We start from the raw sequence: 14,767 nt of genomic DNA, 5'->3' as shown, positions 1-14,767 counted from the left end.
GCTCGGGGTGTGGGGGCCGGGCGCGCCGGCCCCCACACCTGTCGGTTCAGCTCTCGGCGGCCAGCAACTGGTTGACCTTGTCCTCGGCGGTCTTGAGCAGCGCGTCGACGTTCGCGTTCGGGTTCGTCAGCACCCCGGACATCGCGCCGTCGAGCACCGCGTAGATGGCCTGGGCGTTGCGCGGCTCCCCCTTGATCGGCACCGGGTTCGCCTCGAAGACGGCGAAGTTGGTGGTGTCGACGTTGGCGTTGGCCTTGCGCAGGTCGAGTTCCTGCTTCTGCGCGTCGCTACCGTTGGTGAACAGCAGCGGCTGGGGCAGGCCCACCGGGTAGTTCTGCGGCTTGGCCCGCGCGTAGTCGAACTGGCCCTTGCCCGGGGTGAGCTTCTGGTAGGCGATCCACTTCAGACCGGCCTTGACCTGCTCCGGGCTCAGGCCCTTCTTGAAGAAGTAGCCCTCGCCGCCGCCGAGCGTCGCCTTCGCCGGCCCGTCCTGGCCGGGCAGCGGGCCCATCGCCCAGTCCTGGTACTTGCCCTGGAACTGGCTGACGATCGCCTGGGTGGCGTCCGGCGCGCCGATGAACATGCCGACCTTGCCCGCGCCGGCGTTCGTGAGCAGGTCGCCCCACTGGAGCAACTGCCGGCTGCCCATGCTGTTGTCGCCGTACCGCATGTCCTTGAGGTTCTGCAGGACCTGCTTGCCGGCGGCGTTGTTGAAGTCGGCCTTCTTGCCGTCGGCGGTGAGCACCTGGCCGCCCTGCGAGTAGAGCAGCGAGGTGAAGTGCCAGCCGCCGGTGTTGCCGGCGCTGTACTCGGAGTAGCCGGCGACGCCGCCGCCGAGCGCGGAGATCTTCTTGGCCGCGGCACGCACCTCGGGCCACGTCTTCGGCGGGTTGTTCACGTCGAGCCCGGCGCGCTGGAACAGCGCCTTGTTGTAGATCAGGCCCATCGAGTAGTTCTTCACCGGTACGCCGTAGAGCTTGCCGGAGTCGGTGAAGACCTCCTTGAGCGCCGGGTCGACGCTGTCCCAGGTGGGGATCGTGTCCTTGGTGGCGTACTCGGTGATGTCCATGGCCTGGCCGGAGTCCAGCACCTGCTGAAGGTCGGTCATGTAGCCGTAGAACACGTCGGTGACGGTGCCGCCGGCGAGGCGGGCGGTGAAGTCCGGCGGGTTGTTGCACTGCTCGCCGACGCTGACGCTCTTCACCACGATCGTCGGGTTCTGCCGCTGGAACTCGGCGACGTCGTCGTTCCAGTTCTGGAGTAGCTCCTTCTGCGCGCCGACCGGCTGGCAGTCGACCGTGATGGTGACCTTGCCGCCGGCGTCGCCGGAGTCGTCGCTCTTCGTGGAGCAGGCCGCGAGGCTGAGCCCGAGGCCGGCCGCGAGCGCCGCCGCCGCGACCTTCCGGTACTGCGGTACGGACATGCTGTCCATCCCTTCGGGAACTGATGTATCGGTGACTTCCACTGAGGTGCGGGACCGCTGTGAGTGGAGTCAATGTAGCGACGTCGACTCTTTACAGCAAGGTGTCGACTGGATGACGAAAGAACACGACTTTGCAACGGCTGGTCGCGACCGAGGCGATTCCCGGCACGCGAACGGCCGCCGACCGCGGGTGCGGTCGACGGCCGTTCGGATGGTGTCGTGCGGGCTGGGCAGGAGCGGAACGGGATGCCGGGGTGACGAAGGGGTCAGGCGCGGGGGGCGGGGGCGGTGGAGCCGCGTACCACCAGCTCGGGCTCGAAGAGCAGCTCGTCGTGCAGCACGCCGGCCCCCTCGATCTGGGTGACCAGCAGGTCCACCGCCGCCTGGCCCATCGTCTCGATCGGCTGCCGCACCGTGGTCAGCGGCGGGTCGGTGCAGGTCATGAACGCCGAGTCGTCGAAGCCCACCACCGACACGTCGGCCGGCACCGCGCGCCCGAGCCGGCGTGCCGCCCGGATGCTGCCGAGCGCCAGCACGTCGCTGGCGCAGACGATGCCGGTCACGCCGCGTTCGATCAGCTTGGTCGCCGCGACCCGGGCCCCCTCCATGGAGAAGCTGGAACGCTCGACGTAACTGGGGTCCTCGCCCCACTCGTCTATCCGGACCATGGCGTCCAGCTTGCGCCGGGAGGGCACATGGTCCTCCGGGCCGAGCACCATGCCGATCACCTCGTGCCCGAGCGACCGCAGGTGCCCGTACGCCTGCTCGACCGCGACCGCGTCGTCGGTGGACACCCGGGGGAAGCTCAGGTCCTCGACGCCGGCGTTCACCAGCACCACGGGCAGGCCCCGGTCGATCAGGCGCCGGTAGTGCTCGTGCGAGGCGTCGGCGAGCGCGTACGAGCCACCGGCGAAGATGACGCCGCTGACCTGGTGGTCCAGCAGCATCTCCACGTAGCCGGACTCGGGCACGCCGCCGATGGTGCGGGCGCAGAGCGCCGGGGTGAAGCCGCGTTGGGCGAGGGAGCCGGTGACCACCTCGGCCAGCGCCGGGAAGATCGGGTTCTGCAACTCCGGCAGGACCAGGCCGACCAGCCGCGCGCGTTCTCCGCGCAGCTTGGTCGGGCGCTCGTAGCCGAGCACGTCGAGCGCGGTCAGCACGGCCGTCCTGGTCGCCTCGGACACGCCGCCCCGGCCGTTGAGCACCCGGCTCACGGTCGCCTCGCTGACGCCCGCCTTGCGAGCCACCTCCGTCAGTCGTTTCGTCACGGCGTCAATCCTACGTCGGATTCTTGCAAGAAATGAACAGCAGTCCTGCCGTGTTTCGCCCCAGACTCGGCGAAAGATCCGAGCATCTAGATGCTTGAAATGCGACAGAACTAAGGAATAACATGGCCGCCACCGTCCCTCCCCTGAGAAAGTGGGTGCTCCGATGCAGCGGAGCGTTCCCGGCCCGGCGGGCCGTCCGTCCGTGCCCAAGATTCTCGCCGCCGCGGCCACCGCGATCGCCCTGGTCGTACCGTCCGGGGCCGCCGGCGCGTCGCCCGTCCCGGGCGGCCCACCGACCGCGACGACCCGCGCCGCCCTCGACCCGGCGCTTGTCGCCGGACGCGGCGCCACCGTCGACCACGTCGAACAGGAGGCCGAGCACGCCCGGACCACCGGCACGGTCATCGGCCCGGACCGGTCCGCGTACACGCTCGCCGGCGAGGCGTCCGGCCGCCGCGCCGTGCGCCTGCTTCCCGGCCAGTACGTCGAGTTCACGTTGCCCCGGGCCACCAACGCGCTGACCGTGCGCTACAGCATCCCGGACGCGCCGGGCGGGGGTGGGATCACCGCGCCGCTGCGGGTCGCCGTCGGGCGGACACCCGCGCGCACCATGACGCTCACCTCGCAGTACGCCTGGCTCTACAACCAGTACCCGTTCACCAACGACCCGGACGCCGACCTGCTGCACCCCGACTGGTGGATCACCGAGTGCGCCTGCGTGCCGGCGGCCACCACCCCCACGCCTGTCATCACCAAGCCGTTCCGACCGCACCACTTCTACGACGAGCAGCGGCTGCTGCTCGGCCGTACCCATCGGGCCGGCGAGGTGGTCCGGCTGACCGCGCCCACCGGCACGGCCGCCGCCTGGACCGTGATCGACCTGCTCGACGCGCACCTGGTCGCCCCGCCCCGGGTGCTCCCCCGCGCGGTGAACGTGCTGACCTTCGGCGCTGACCCGACCGGCCGGCGGGAGTCCGCCGGGGCGTTCGACCGGGCCGTCGCGTACGCCCGCCGGGTGCACCGACCGCTGTACCTGCCGCCGGGCACCTACCAGGTCAACCGGCACATCGTGGTGGACGACGTGACCATCACCGGCGCCGGCAGCTGGTACACGGTGGTGAAGGGACGCGAGGTCGCCCTCGACACCCCGGCGCCCGACGGCTCCCGGCACACGGGCGTCGGCTTCTACGGCCGCGACGCCGCCGACGGTGGCAGTCGGAACGTGCACCTCTCCGGCTTCGCGATCGAGGGCGACGTCCGTGAGCGGATCGACACCGACCAGGTCAACGGCGTGGGCGGGGCGCTCAACCACAGCACCGTCGACGGGCTCTACCTGCACCACACCAAGGTCGGCATGTGGTTCGACGGGCCGATGACCGGCCTGCGGGTCACGAACACCGTCATCGCCGACCAGATCGCCGACGGGGTCAACTTCCACACCGGCGTCACGCACTCGTCGGTCACCAACTCGGTGGTCCGCAACAGCGGCGACGACGCGCTGGCCATGTGGTCGGAGGGGACGGCGAACGCCGCGAACACGTTCGCGTACAACACCGTGCAGTCGCCGGTGCTGGCAAACGGCATCGCGCTCTACGGCGGCGCCGACCTGACCGTCGCGCACAACCTGATCGCCGATCCGGTACGCGAGGGCAGCGCCATCCACGTCGGCTCCCGCTTCGGCGCGGAACCGTTCACCGGCCGGGTGCGGATCACCGGAAACACCACGGTACGGGCCGGCACCTACGACCTGAACTGGAACATCGGCCTGGGCGCGATCTGGTTCTACGCGCTGGACCGCAGCATCGACGCCGACATCCGGGTCACCGGCGACACCTATCTGGACAGCACCTACAACGCGATCATGCTGGTCAGCGACTGGCCGGTGAAGGACAGCGTACGGATCGACAACGTGGCGTTCCGCGACATCCGGGTCGACGGCACGGGCACCTCGGTGGTGAGCGCCCGGACCGCCGGCGGGGCGAGCTTCGCCGACGTCGACGCGCGCCACGTGGGCGCGGTCGGGGTGAACAACTGCGGCTCGTTCCACTTCACCCCCGCCGGGTCGGAGTTCGCCCTGACCGATCTCGGTGGGAACGACGGCGGTTGGCTCGCGCCGTGGCTGCTGCCGAACACCATCACCTGCGACGACCGCCCGGCAGTGGTGCCGCCCCCACCGCCGGCGACCTGGTGACCCGAACACGGTCCGGGGCGGCGGCCGGGTGACCGGGCGCGGTCCGGGGCGGCGGCCGGGTGACCGGGCGCGGCCCGAGGTGCGGGCGGCATGATCAACACCATCTCGGCGATGTGGCGGTATCAACGGCCGGCTGATGCCGCCACATCGGCGAACTGGCGGGGTGCCAGGCACCCGCCAGGCAGGTGGTGGAACGACGCGACCGCCACTGGCGCCGTTGCCGGTGGCGGTCGGTCGTGGTGCGGTCAGAAGTGTTAAGAAGGGGCCCCGCCTATACCAAGGGCGTTAAGAGGGGCCCCCTCCTTACCTCTCAGGCCTCGGTGAGCTGGCCGCGCAGCTTGGTCAGGGCGCGGGCGAGCAGCCGGGACACGTGCATCTGGGAGACACCGACGCGGGCGGCGATCTCGCTCTGGGTCAGGTTGCCGTAGAAGCGGAGCGTGAGGATCTTCTGCTCCCGCTCGTCGAGCGTGGCCAGCGCCGGGCCGAGCGAGGCGCGCAGTTCGGCCAGCTCGTACTCGTTGTCCTCGCTGCCGAGGGTGTCGCCCAGCTCGGTGGCGCTCTCGCCGTCACCGATCGGGGTCGAGAGCGAGACCGCGTTGTAGGCGCGGGCACCCTCCAGGCCCTCCAGCACCTCTTCCTCGGTGACGTCGAGGTGGGTGGCGATGTCGGCGACGGTCGGCGCCCGGTTGAGGGTCTGGGTCAGCGAGCTGTTCGCCTCGGAGATGCGCAGCCGCAGCTCCTGGAGACGACGCGGCACCCGGATGTTCCAGGTGCGGTCGCGGAAGTGCCGCTTGATCTCACCGAGGATGGTGGGGATCGCGAAGCCGGCGAAGTCGACCCCGCGGGAGGCGTCGAACCGGTCCACCGCCTTGATCAGGCCGAGCGCCGCCGTCTGCGCGAGGTCACCGGCCGGCTCGCCGCGACCGCTGTAGCGGGCGGCCAGGTGGTTGGCCAGCGGCAGCCACGCCTCGATGACCTGGTTACGCAGGGCCGCCCGGCGCGGGTGACCGGCCGGCAGCTCGGCCAGCGCCGCGATGAGTTCGCTGGCGCGGCTCTCCTCACCGGTCTGCGGCGCGCGGTGCACCTCGGTGACGGACGGTGCCATGGTCATCGTGGTCATGCTGCCCTTCCTGTCCTAGAAGAACGGGTGGTCTCCCACACCGGTCGTGCCAGCCACACTAGACCAAAGGTCACCGTCAAATCAACCGAACGGACGATGGATATCTAATGTCATTTCGGACATACGGTCAGCGATGCAGGAGTGGGCGGTAGTCGGCGGCGGTGAACGGCAGCGACGAGACGCTGCCGTCGGCGCGGGGCACCTCCAACGGCTGCCCGTCCCGGCGGAACGCGACGCTGTCCACGTCCGGCCGCTGGGTGAGGCTGCACACGATCTGCCCGAACGCGAACACCTCGTCGCTGCGGCCGGTCTCCTCGCCGGCCTGGCGCACCTCGACCGTGGCGACGGCGCCGGTCAGGGTGGCGCCGGCCACCGCCACCGTGCCCGGCAACGCGGTGGCCAGCCCGTTCCGGCGTTCCGCGCCGTTCGGCCCGGCCAGCAGGTGCTGGAGGTGGGCGTCCACCCCCGGCAGGCCGTCCGCCCGGCGGTTGACCACCACCAGTCCGTCGTCGCGCACGAAGCAGAACGGCTCGTCGACCCGCCCGGCCGGGGCGGTGGTCGTGGTGCCCGACGGCGTCGGGAACCGGCCCGACGGCTCGCGTACCAGCCTGGGCTCGTCGTCGACCGGCACGCCGCAGCCGGCGAGCAGCACGACCGCGAGCACCGTCGGGACCACCAACCGGCGCCGGGCAGCCGGACCCGCACCCCGCCGACCGGGCCACGAACCACCCACCGCCGCCCGACCCGGACCCCGCCACCCGATCATCGGACCGCCCCCGGCAACTCGACCCGGAACCGGGCGCCCCGGGCCCGGTCGAGCACGGCGGCCGTCCCGCCGTGCGCCGCGGCGTGCTGGGCCACCAGGGCAAGCCCGAGGCCGGTGCCGTCGGTGCCGGCCCGGGCGTGGGCGGCGCGTCCCCGGACGAACCGGTCGAAGATCGCCTCCCGGTCCGCCGGCGGCACACCAGGCCCGTCGTCGTCGACCTCCAGCACGCCCACGCCGTCCTCCGCGTCGAGGCGGACGGCGACCGGACCGCCGCCGTAGCGCTCGGCGTTCTCCAGCAGGTTCAGCAGCACCTGCGCGAACCGGCGGCGGTCGACCCACCACCGGTCCGGGACGCCGTCGGTGACCGTGACCAGGCTTTCCGGCAGTGACCGTTCCCGGCAGGCGGCGCGCGCCAGCTCGGCCACGTCGACGGTCTGCCGGTGCGCGGGCTGCTCGGTGCGGGCGAGTTGGATCAGGTCGTCGACCAGCCGCTGGAACCGGGCCACCTCGTCGGCGACCAGACCGGCCGCGGTGGCGGTGCGCTCGTCCTGGTGCTCCTTGCGGCGGGTCAGCACGCTTGCCGCCGCGGCGAGGGTCTGCAGCGGTGAGCGCAGCTCGTGGCTCACGTCGGCGGCGAAGCGCCGGTCCCGGTCGATCCGCTGCACCAGCTTGTCGACCATCGCGTTGAACGAGGTGGACAGGCGGGTGAGGTCCGGGTCGGTGGTCGGGTCGAGCCGGGTGGCGAAGTCGCCGGCCGCGATCCGCTCGGCGGCGTCGGCGACGGCGGTGAGCGGTCGGAGGCTGTTGCGGGTGGCGTACCAGCCGAGTGCCGCGCCCGCGCCGGCGATCATGATGGCGACCGCGGTCAGTGCCAGCCCGACCACCTGGAACGTGTCCTCCACCTCCCGCAGCGAGGTCAGCTCGTAGTAGCCCAGCTCACCCTGCAACGGCACGCCGACGAGCAGCGTCGGCTGGCCGTCCAGGCGGATCCGCTGCACGGCGGGCCGCCCGTCGGCGACCACCCGTTGCAACTCCACCGGCACCGAGCCGGCTCCCACGTCGGCGGTGCGGGCGTACCAGCCGGTGCGCAGGTGCAGCAGCGGACGACGGGCGCTGCCGGTGTCGAGCGAACGCAGCACCGCCACCACGTCCGGGGTGCCGGTGTCCAGGCCGGAACGCACCACCGCCGCGTCGTAGTACGCCGCCCGGACCGCGGCGCGCTCGCGCTCGTCGAGCAGCGAGCGCCGGGTCAGGTCGTACGAGAAGAGGGCCATCAGCGCGGCCAGCAGCAGGGCGCCGACGGCGAACGCCGCGGTGACCCTGGCGCGCAGTCCGGGTCGGCTCATCGTTGCAGCTTGTAGCCGAGGCCCCGGAGTGTGACCAGGTGGCGGGGGTTGGCCGGATCCGGCTCGATCTTCTGCCGCAGGCGGCCGACGTGCACGTCCACCAGCCGCTCGTCGCCGGTCTCGTAGCCCCAGACGCGGCTGAGCAACTGTTGGCGGGAGAGCACCCGCCCGGCGTGCTCGGCCAGCTCGCAGAGCAGCCGGAACTCGGTCCGGGTCACCGGCACCGGCCGCCCGGAGCGGCGGACCTCGCCGGCCTCCGGGCTGATCTCCAGGTCGCCGAAGAACTGGGCCGGCGCCGGTCCGGCCACGGTCCGGGCCCGCCGGCGCAGGGCGCGCAACCGGGCCGACAGCTCCTTGATCGCGACCGGCTTGACCACGTAGTCGTCGGCGCCGGCCTCCAGCGCGGCGACGATGTCGTGGGTGTCGTCGCGGGCGCTGATCACCACGACCGGGACGTCGTCGTCGCGGCGCAACTGGCGGATGCAGTCGAAGCCGTCGATTCCCGGCAGCATCAGGTCGACAAGCACGTAGTCGGCCGGGCTCTCCCGCTGCCGGCGCAGCCCCTCCTCCGCGGTGGCCGCCCCGGCGGCGGTGTAGCCCTCCTCCTCCAGGGCGAGCTGCAACGCGAGTCGGATACGGTCGTCGTCCTCGATCACCAGTACGGCCGTCATATGGGCATCATGACCGGCCGACCACGGGTCGCCCAATCGCGTCGGCCGTTCACGACTTTTGTCACCGAACCGTCATCCAACCGTCCGGTGACCTCCAAGATCGCTGACCAGAGTGGGACGGACACCGGAACCCCGTCACGGAAGCGACCTGATGACCGTCTCCCTGCCGTCCGCCTCGCCGGAGTCCGCCGTGCCGCACGTGCGGGTGGAGATCACCGACGAGCTGGACCTGGCCGGTCTCCCCGAGGTGGCGCACGTGCTGGACCGGGTCCTCGCGCTGCAGCCGGGCGAGATCACGATCGACCTCGCCCGGTGTCGTCACCTGGACGCCGCCGCCATCGCGCTGCTGCTGGACGTCCGCCGCCGGCTGGCCCGCCGGGACGGAACCCTCACCCTCAGCAACCCGCATCCCCGGATCCGGCGCATCCTCGCCACCGGCGGACTGGGCGCGGCCGTAACCGTCGTCGACACGCCGGTTCCGGCCGTACGCGGCCGGGCCCGGGTCCGGTCCCAGCCGCGCTGAGGAGGAGTGGTGACCACCAGCACGCTCGTCGGAGCACTCGTCGTCGGTCTCGTGGTCGGCGGCGTGGGCCGTCTCGCCGTCCCCGGACGCAAGGCCGTCCCGGTCTGGTTGACACTCGCGCTCGGGGTGGCCGCCGCGCTGCTCGGGGCGATCGTGACCGGGCTCGTCGACCGGCGGCCCGACGGCTCGATGCTGCTGCCGCTGCTGGTGCAGGCCGGTTTCGCCGCCGTGGCGGTCATCCTGGCGGTGCTGGCCGCCGGACGGTCGGCGGCGGACCGGCAGGCGCCCTCCGACCCGGGCGCGCGGCGGAAGGAGGAGGTGTGACGGTCGTACCGGCGGAACACCTGATGATGCTGATCTGCGACGGCTGCGGCGACAGCGTCACCGGCGCGGGCACCACGCTGCCGGACGCCGAGGTGGTGTGGACGCTTGTCTTCGAACACGACTGGGTCGGCTCGCCGTTCGCCTCCGGCCCGCACCACTGCCCCCGGTGCAGCGCCCGCGCGGCCGTCGCCGACGACGGCCTCGGCGCCGACGACCTGGAGCAGGTCACCGGACCGCGGACCGCCCCCGAGGGCGACTCCGCGGAGGGGGTACGCCGGGCGCTCGCCGACCGGATCGTCCGCGACGACCGGGTGCTCGTCGACCTCGCCGGGATCGAGGTGATCGACTCCGTCGGCCTCGGCCTGCTGGTGCGGGCGCACCAGGACACCCGGCGCGACGGCCGGGAGCTGTGCCTGGTGGCCCCGTCCCGGTTCGTGCTCACCGTGTTGCACACCATGCGGCTCGACGGCGTCTTCGCCGTGGTCGACGATCCCGCCCCGACGTCGGGCGCCGCACCCGGTCGGCGCGCATGACCGAAGAAGAAGGAGCCCTCCCCGCGATGATGCCCTGGCCGTACCCCGAGTTTCCGTTCCCCGGCGACGGGCCGGAGCCCGACGGCGCGGACGTGCGGCTCACGTCCCTGGTCGCCCAGCGGCTGAGCGCCGACTGGACCACCCGGCGGCAGCAGATCACCGTCACCGTGCAGAACCGGGTGGTCATCCTCGCCGGCCTGGTCGCGGATCCGGAGACGCGCCGGGTCGCCGCCGAGCTGGCGTGGGACGTGCCGGGGGTGTTCGACGTCTGCAACGCGCTGCGGCTCTACGGCGGGCGCCGTACCCGGCGCTGATCCGCCGGGGTGCTGGTTGCACGTATCGGTATCCGCCTCTACCCTCGGCGTGGGAGCGCTCCCCCGGCCGCCACGTCGGGCTTTCCGGGCAGGTTCACGACGGGCAACGTCCGATTCATCATCCACCAGATGGGACCTTCCCGCATGTCCTCGATACCCCGGCCGTCCCGGCGGCACCTGCTCGTCGGCGGCGCCGTCGGCGCGCTCGCCCTCGCGACCACGGCCGCCCTGCCGTTGACGAACGCGATGGCGGCGACCGGCTGCGCCGTCACCTACACCACCAACTCCTGGCAGGGTGGCTTCACCGCCAATGTGACGGTCAAGAACCTCGGCGACCCGGTGAGCAACTGGACGCTGGGCTTCACCTTCCCCGACGGTGGCCAACGGGTGGTGCAGGGCTGGTCGGCCACGTGGCAGCAGAGCGGCTCCGCGGTCACCGCGCGCAACGTGGACTACAACGGCTCCCTCGGCACCGGCGCCAGCACCAGCATCGGCTTCAACGGCTCCTGGACCGGGTCGAACCCGGACCCGACCTCGTTCACGCTCAACGGCGCGGTCTGCACCGGCGGCGTCACCACGCCGCCGACGAGCACGCCGCCCACCACCACTCCCCCGACGACCACGCCCCCGCCGCCGACCGGCACCACGCCGGTGGCGATCAACGGACAGTTGCGGGTCTGCGGGGTCAACCTCTGCAACCAGTACGGCCGGCCGATCCAGCTGCGCGGGATGAGCACGCACGGGTTGCAGTGGTTCGCCAACTGCTACACCGACACCTCGCTCACCGCGCTCGCCGACGAGTGGCAGGCCGACCTGCTGCGCATCTCGATGTACGTGCAGGAGAAGGGCTACGAGACCAACCCGGCCGCCTTCACCAACCAGGTGAACACGCTCGTCGACAAGGCCGAGGCCCGGGGCATGTACGCGCTGATCGACTTCCACACGCTGACCCCCGGCGACCCGATGTACAACCTGGACCGGGCCAAGACGTTCTTCGCCAACGTGGCGTCGCGCAACGCCGCCAAGAAGAACGTGATCTACGAGATCACCAACGAGCCCAACGGGGTGAGCTGGTCGACCATCCGCAGCTACGCCGAGCAGGTCATCCCGGTGATCCGGGCCAACGACCCGGACGCCGTGGTCATCGTCGGCACCCGGGGCTGGTCCTCGCTCGGCGTGTCCGACGGCGGCAACTCGGACGAGGTCGTCAACAACCCGGTGCGGGCCGAGAACATCATGTACACGTTCCACTTCTACGCCGCGTCGCACAAGGACAACTACCGCAACGAGGTGCAGCGTGCGGCCTCCCGGCTCCCGCTGTTCGTCACCGAGTTCGGCACGGTGACCTACACCGGTGACGGCGCGGTCGACACGGCCAGCAGCAACGCCTGGCTCGACCTGCTCGACCGGTTGAAGATCAGCTACGCGAACTGGACGTTCTCGGACGCGGCCGAGGGCAGCGCGGCGCTGCGGCCGGGCACCTGCGCGGCCGGCAACTTCTCCGGCACGTCGATGCTCACCGAGTCCGGCGCGTACATGCGTAACCGGATCCGTACCCCGGACAACTTCCCCACCTCCTGACCGGGCGGCCGGCGGCGGCCCTTCCCCCCTCGGGTCGCCGCCGGCCCGCCCTCCCCGAAGGAGGGGCCCCTTTTTAACCGACGTCTGTTAAAAAGGGGCCCCTCCTCACCTCTGTCAGGGGTAGCTCACCACGTTCACCGGCACCGTGTTCGTGCCCTGCGCGGTGGCGCCGGTGTCGTTGATGACGTGGGTGATCGACCCGTTGCCGCCAAGCGACACGGTGAGCAGGTCGTGGAACCGTACGCCGGCCCGGGTAGGCGCCTCGAAGCTGTGGTAGGCCGCGATGCTCGGATCGACGTTGAAGTAGCAGTAGCTGCCCATCCCCCAGCCCTCGAACGAGGTGACCGCGTCCGCGACCTTGAACGCCGCGTAGCCGACCCGGGAGCCGTTCATCCACGCCGCTGCGTTCGGCGGGTCGTACGGCAGCTCGTTCTGGAAGAAGATGGTCCGCCCGTTCTCGCCGTTCCAGATCACCTCGTGTTTCTGGTAGTGCTCGACGAAGAGCCCGAGCGCGGTGACCCGGTCGCCGTTGACGATCAGGCCGGTGTCGGCGGTGTTCACGGTCCAGCCGATGCCGGTGCCGTGGTCGCCCCGCCAGGCCCAGATGTGGTCGATCAGCGCGTCGTCCTGGTTGACCACCAGGCTGGTGGTGGCCTTCCCGGCGTGCGCGCCGCCGATGCGGAAGAAGACGTCCTGCACGGAGGTGGGGTTGGTGGCGTGACTCGCGGTCGAGCCGGCCGGGCCGACCTGCAACAGCACCGGCGAGTTGACCGCACCGGCGTCGAACAGCAGCCCGGCGAGGCGGACCCCGTCGACGTCGGCGACGGTCATCGGCACCACGCCGTTCTGCGGCACCAGCGTCGGGTAGCCGACGCCGAGCACCACCGTGCCGGCCCGGTTGACCGCGATGGTCTGGTCGACGGTGTAGACGCCCGGGGTGAAGAGCAGGTTCAGTCCCTGGGCCAGCGCGCTGTTGATGGTGGCGGCCGAGTCGCCGGGCTTCGCCACGTAGAACTGGCTCAGCGGGATCGACGTGCCCGGGGTGGAGCCGCCCAGCCAGGACGCCCCGCTGGCGTTGGTCCGGGTGGACGGCACGAAGACCTGGTAGGCGCCGGCGTTGTCGAGGTAGAGGTAGGGCACGTCGCGGCTGACCGGGGTCTGCGCGAGCGTGGTGTACGGCGGGTTCGGGAAGCTGGTGGCGGGCGCGCCCACCACCCCGGAGTTGGTGACGTTCCAGACCGCGTTGAGGTAGCCGCCCACGTTGCTGTCCCGGGTGTACCACTGCTGCTGCGAGTACGGCTGGACCACGCCGGTCACCCGGCTGTCGGCGATGTAGCCGCCGCTGGCCCAGCCGTAGCCGTTCGGGGCCAGGTTGAGGTCACCCTGGATGTCCATCCGGCGGAACGGCGCGGCCTGCGACACCGCCCAGCGGGTGAACCCAGCGGACGGGAAGACCTGCATGTTCGACGCCGAGCGCCAGAAGTTCTGGGTGGCGTTGCCGCCGAACCAGCCGGCGTCGACCGTGACGTCGCCGTGGATGCGCACGTCGCCGGGGTTCCGGCCGAGTCCCATGATCGAGGTGTAGAAGCCGATCTGCGCGTTGATGCCGGAGTAGTCGCCCGGCTTGAACATCAGCGCGTACCGCTGGGTGCCGAACTGGTTCGACTCCTGGGTGCGGAAGACGGCGTCGAGTTGGGCCTGGATGCTGGCGGCGGACATCGACGGGTCGAACGTGATGACGTTGGGTCCGAGCGACCCGCCGCCGGGCACGGTGCCGCCGCCTGTGGTGTTGACGGCGACCTCCCACAGTGAGTAGCCGTATCCGGTGGCCCGCACGGTGCCGTACACCCGCAGGTAGCGGCCGGAGCCGTTGACGGTGAGCGCGTCGGTCCCGCCGTCGCCGCTCGTCGTGCTGGACACGGTGGTCCAGGTGGTCCCGTCGGTCGAGGTCTGCACCTGGTACGCCCGCGCGTACGCGGCCTCCCAGCTCAGCACCACCCGGCAGATGGTCCGGACGCTGCCCAGGTCGACCCGGAGCCACTGCGGGTCGGCGGCGGCGCTGGCCCAGCGGGTGCCCGGGTCGCCGTCGACCGCCGCCGAGGCGGGGGTGCCGGCGTTCTCCGTCGACGAGGCGGTGGCCGGTCGTCCCCGGGCGGCGTTCGTCGTGGTGTCACAGCCGCCGCCGGCGCCGGCGCTGCCGTAGACCTGGAACTCCCAGAGCGAGTAGCCGTAGGCGGTGCCCCGCGCGGTGCCGTACACCCGCACGTAGCGTCCGGAGCCGCTGACGGCCAGGTCGTCGGTGCCCCCGTCGCCGTTCGTCGTGCTGAACACGGTGGTCCAGGTGGTTCCGTCGGTCGAGGTCTGCACCTGGTACGCCCGGGCGTACGCGCCCTCCCAGGTCAGGTTGACCCGGGAGACGGTGGCGGTGGCGCCGAGGTCGACCTGGATCCACTGCGGGTCGGCGAAGGCGCTCGACCAGCGGGTGCCGGTGTTGCCGTCGGTGGCGTTGGACGCCGGGGTGCCGGCGTTCTCAGTCGAGGAGGCGGTGGTGGGGCGGCCTTGGGAAATCAACGGGTCGGCGGCCCTGGCCGGGCCGGGTGGCGCGACGAGCGCCACGGTGGCGAGCAGGGCGGCCAGCGCGGCGAGCAGTCGCCGTGGGGTCCACGACATCGGTACGGGTGACATGGGCATCTCCGGGACGGGTGGA

General features: G+C 71.6%; 13 protein-coding genes. 6 read left to right on the top strand and 7 right to left on the bottom strand.

Annotated elements, in window-relative coordinates; all coding sequences use genetic code 11:
* Window positions 1-46: 46 nt before the first annotated feature.
* On the bottom strand, window positions 47-1,423 hold the full coding sequence (locus tag O7613_RS09020; RefSeq protein ID WP_281589721.1) for an extracellular solute-binding protein: 1,377 nt from the start codon (window positions 1,421-1,423) through the stop codon (window positions 47-49).
* Window positions 1,424-1,689: 266 nt separating this feature from the next.
* Window positions 1,690-2,691: a LacI family DNA-binding transcriptional regulator gene (locus O7613_RS09015; RefSeq protein WP_348775401.1), complete on the bottom strand. Its 1,002-nt coding sequence runs from the start codon at window positions 2,689-2,691 to the stop codon at window positions 1,690-1,692.
* Between the two features lie 163 nt (window positions 2,692-2,854).
* Here O7613_RS09015 and O7613_RS09010 point away from each other — a divergent pair, with 163 nt between their 5' ends.
* Window positions 2,855-4,882: a glycosyl hydrolase family 28-related protein gene (locus O7613_RS09010; RefSeq protein WP_282293220.1), complete on the top strand. Its 2,028-nt coding sequence runs from the start codon at window positions 2,855-2,857 to the stop codon at window positions 4,880-4,882.
* Between the two features lie 310 nt (window positions 4,883-5,192).
* On the opposite strand, the gene O7613_RS09005 is transcribed toward O7613_RS09010, so the two are convergent.
* The 4 genes from O7613_RS09005 to O7613_RS08990 all read right to left on the bottom strand — a co-directional run bounded on the left by O7613_RS09005 (window position 5,193) and on the right by O7613_RS08990 (window position 8,785).
* Window positions 5,193-6,002, bottom strand: a complete 810-nt coding sequence (locus tag O7613_RS09005; protein ID WP_282293219.1) for a SigB/SigF/SigG family RNA polymerase sigma factor — start codon at window positions 6,000-6,002, stop codon at window positions 5,193-5,195.
* Window positions 6,003-6,129: 127 nt separating this feature from the next.
* Entirely contained in the window at window positions 6,130-6,666 is a 537-nt protein-coding gene (locus tag O7613_RS09000) for a GerMN domain-containing protein (RefSeq protein ID WP_282293218.1), read from the bottom strand.
* Window positions 6,667-6,764: 98 nt separating this feature from the next.
* Window positions 6,765-8,114 (bottom strand): HAMP domain-containing sensor histidine kinase, encoded by a 1,350-nt coding sequence (locus O7613_RS08995; RefSeq protein WP_282293217.1) that lies wholly within the window; start codon window positions 8,112-8,114, stop codon window positions 6,765-6,767.
* A complete protein-coding gene (locus O7613_RS08990) occupies window positions 8,111-8,785 on the bottom strand; it encodes a response regulator transcription factor (protein ID WP_281589733.1) in 675 nt (224 codons plus the stop codon). Before O7613_RS08990 ends, O7613_RS08995 begins: the two co-directional genes overlap by 4 nt.
* A gap of 151 nt (window positions 8,786-8,936) precedes the next feature.
* Between O7613_RS08990 and O7613_RS08985 the strand changes: the two genes are divergently transcribed.
* The 5 genes from O7613_RS08985 to O7613_RS08965 all read left to right on the top strand — a co-directional run bounded on the left by O7613_RS08985 (window position 8,937) and on the right by O7613_RS08965 (window position 12,060).
* Window positions 8,937-9,308, top strand: a complete 372-nt coding sequence (locus tag O7613_RS08985; RefSeq protein ID WP_282293215.1) for an STAS domain-containing protein — start codon at window positions 8,937-8,939, stop codon at window positions 9,306-9,308.
* Window positions 9,309-9,317: 9 nt separating this feature from the next.
* Entirely contained in the window at window positions 9,318-9,632 is a 315-nt protein-coding gene (locus tag O7613_RS08980; protein ID WP_282293213.1) for a hypothetical protein, read from the top strand.
* Entirely contained in the window at window positions 9,629-10,165 is a 537-nt protein-coding gene (locus O7613_RS08975; protein WP_282293211.1) for an STAS domain-containing protein, read from the top strand. The genes O7613_RS08980 and O7613_RS08975 overlap by 4 nt, the downstream gene beginning before the upstream one ends.
* Before the next feature lie 29 nt (window positions 10,166-10,194).
* On the top strand, window positions 10,195-10,479 hold the full coding sequence (locus O7613_RS08970; protein WP_281590312.1) for a BON domain-containing protein: 285 nt from the start codon (window positions 10,195-10,197) through the stop codon (window positions 10,477-10,479).
* 144 nt (window positions 10,480-10,623) lie between these two features.
* Window positions 10,624-12,060, top strand: a complete 1,437-nt coding sequence (locus tag O7613_RS08965; RefSeq protein WP_281589740.1) for a cellulase family glycosylhydrolase — start codon at window positions 10,624-10,626, stop codon at window positions 12,058-12,060.
* A 114-nt stretch (window positions 12,061-12,174) separates the two neighbouring features.
* On the opposite strand, the gene O7613_RS08960 is transcribed toward O7613_RS08965, so the two are convergent.
* Window positions 12,175-14,745, bottom strand: coding sequence for a discoidin domain-containing protein (locus O7613_RS08960; RefSeq protein ID WP_282293209.1), 2,571 nt, complete (start codon window positions 14,743-14,745; stop codon window positions 12,175-12,177).
* Window positions 14,746-14,767 lie beyond the last annotated feature (22 nt).

The sequence above is a fragment of the Micromonospora sp. WMMD975 genome (genome assembly GCF_029581215.1).
Lineage (GTDB): Bacteria > Actinomycetota > Actinomycetes > Mycobacteriales > Micromonosporaceae > Micromonospora.
Note: the sequence above shows the minus strand (reverse complement) of the source record. Positions and strands in the feature narration are given on the sequence as shown.

Coding starts and splice junctions, on each gene's coding strand:
- O7613_RS09020 (WP_281589721.1), bottom strand. CDS start 1,423: ATGTCCGTACCGCAGTACCGGAAGGTCGCGGCGGCGGCGCTCGCGGCC.
- O7613_RS09010 (WP_282293220.1), top strand. CDS start 2,855: ATGCAGCGGAGCGTTCCCGGCCCGGCGGGCCGTCCGTCCGTGCCCAAG.
- O7613_RS09005 (WP_282293219.1), bottom strand. CDS start 6,002: ATGACCACGATGACCATGGCACCGTCCGTCACCGAGGTGCACCGCGCG.
- O7613_RS08995 (WP_282293217.1), bottom strand. CDS start 8,114: ATGAGCCGACCCGGACTGCGCGCCAGGGTCACCGCGGCGTTCGCCGTC.
- O7613_RS08990 (WP_281589733.1), bottom strand. CDS start 8,785: ATGACGGCCGTACTGGTGATCGAGGACGACGACCGTATCCGACTCGCG.
- O7613_RS08985 (WP_282293215.1), top strand. CDS start 8,937: ATGACCGTCTCCCTGCCGTCCGCCTCGCCGGAGTCCGCCGTGCCGCAC.
- O7613_RS08970 (WP_281590312.1), top strand. CDS start 10,195: ATGCCCTGGCCGTACCCCGAGTTTCCGTTCCCCGGCGACGGGCCGGAG.
- O7613_RS08965 (WP_281589740.1), top strand. CDS start 10,624: ATGTCCTCGATACCCCGGCCGTCCCGGCGGCACCTGCTCGTCGGCGGC.
- O7613_RS08960 (WP_282293209.1), bottom strand. CDS start 14,745: ATGTCACCCGTACCGATGTCGTGGACCCCACGGCGACTGCTCGCCGCG.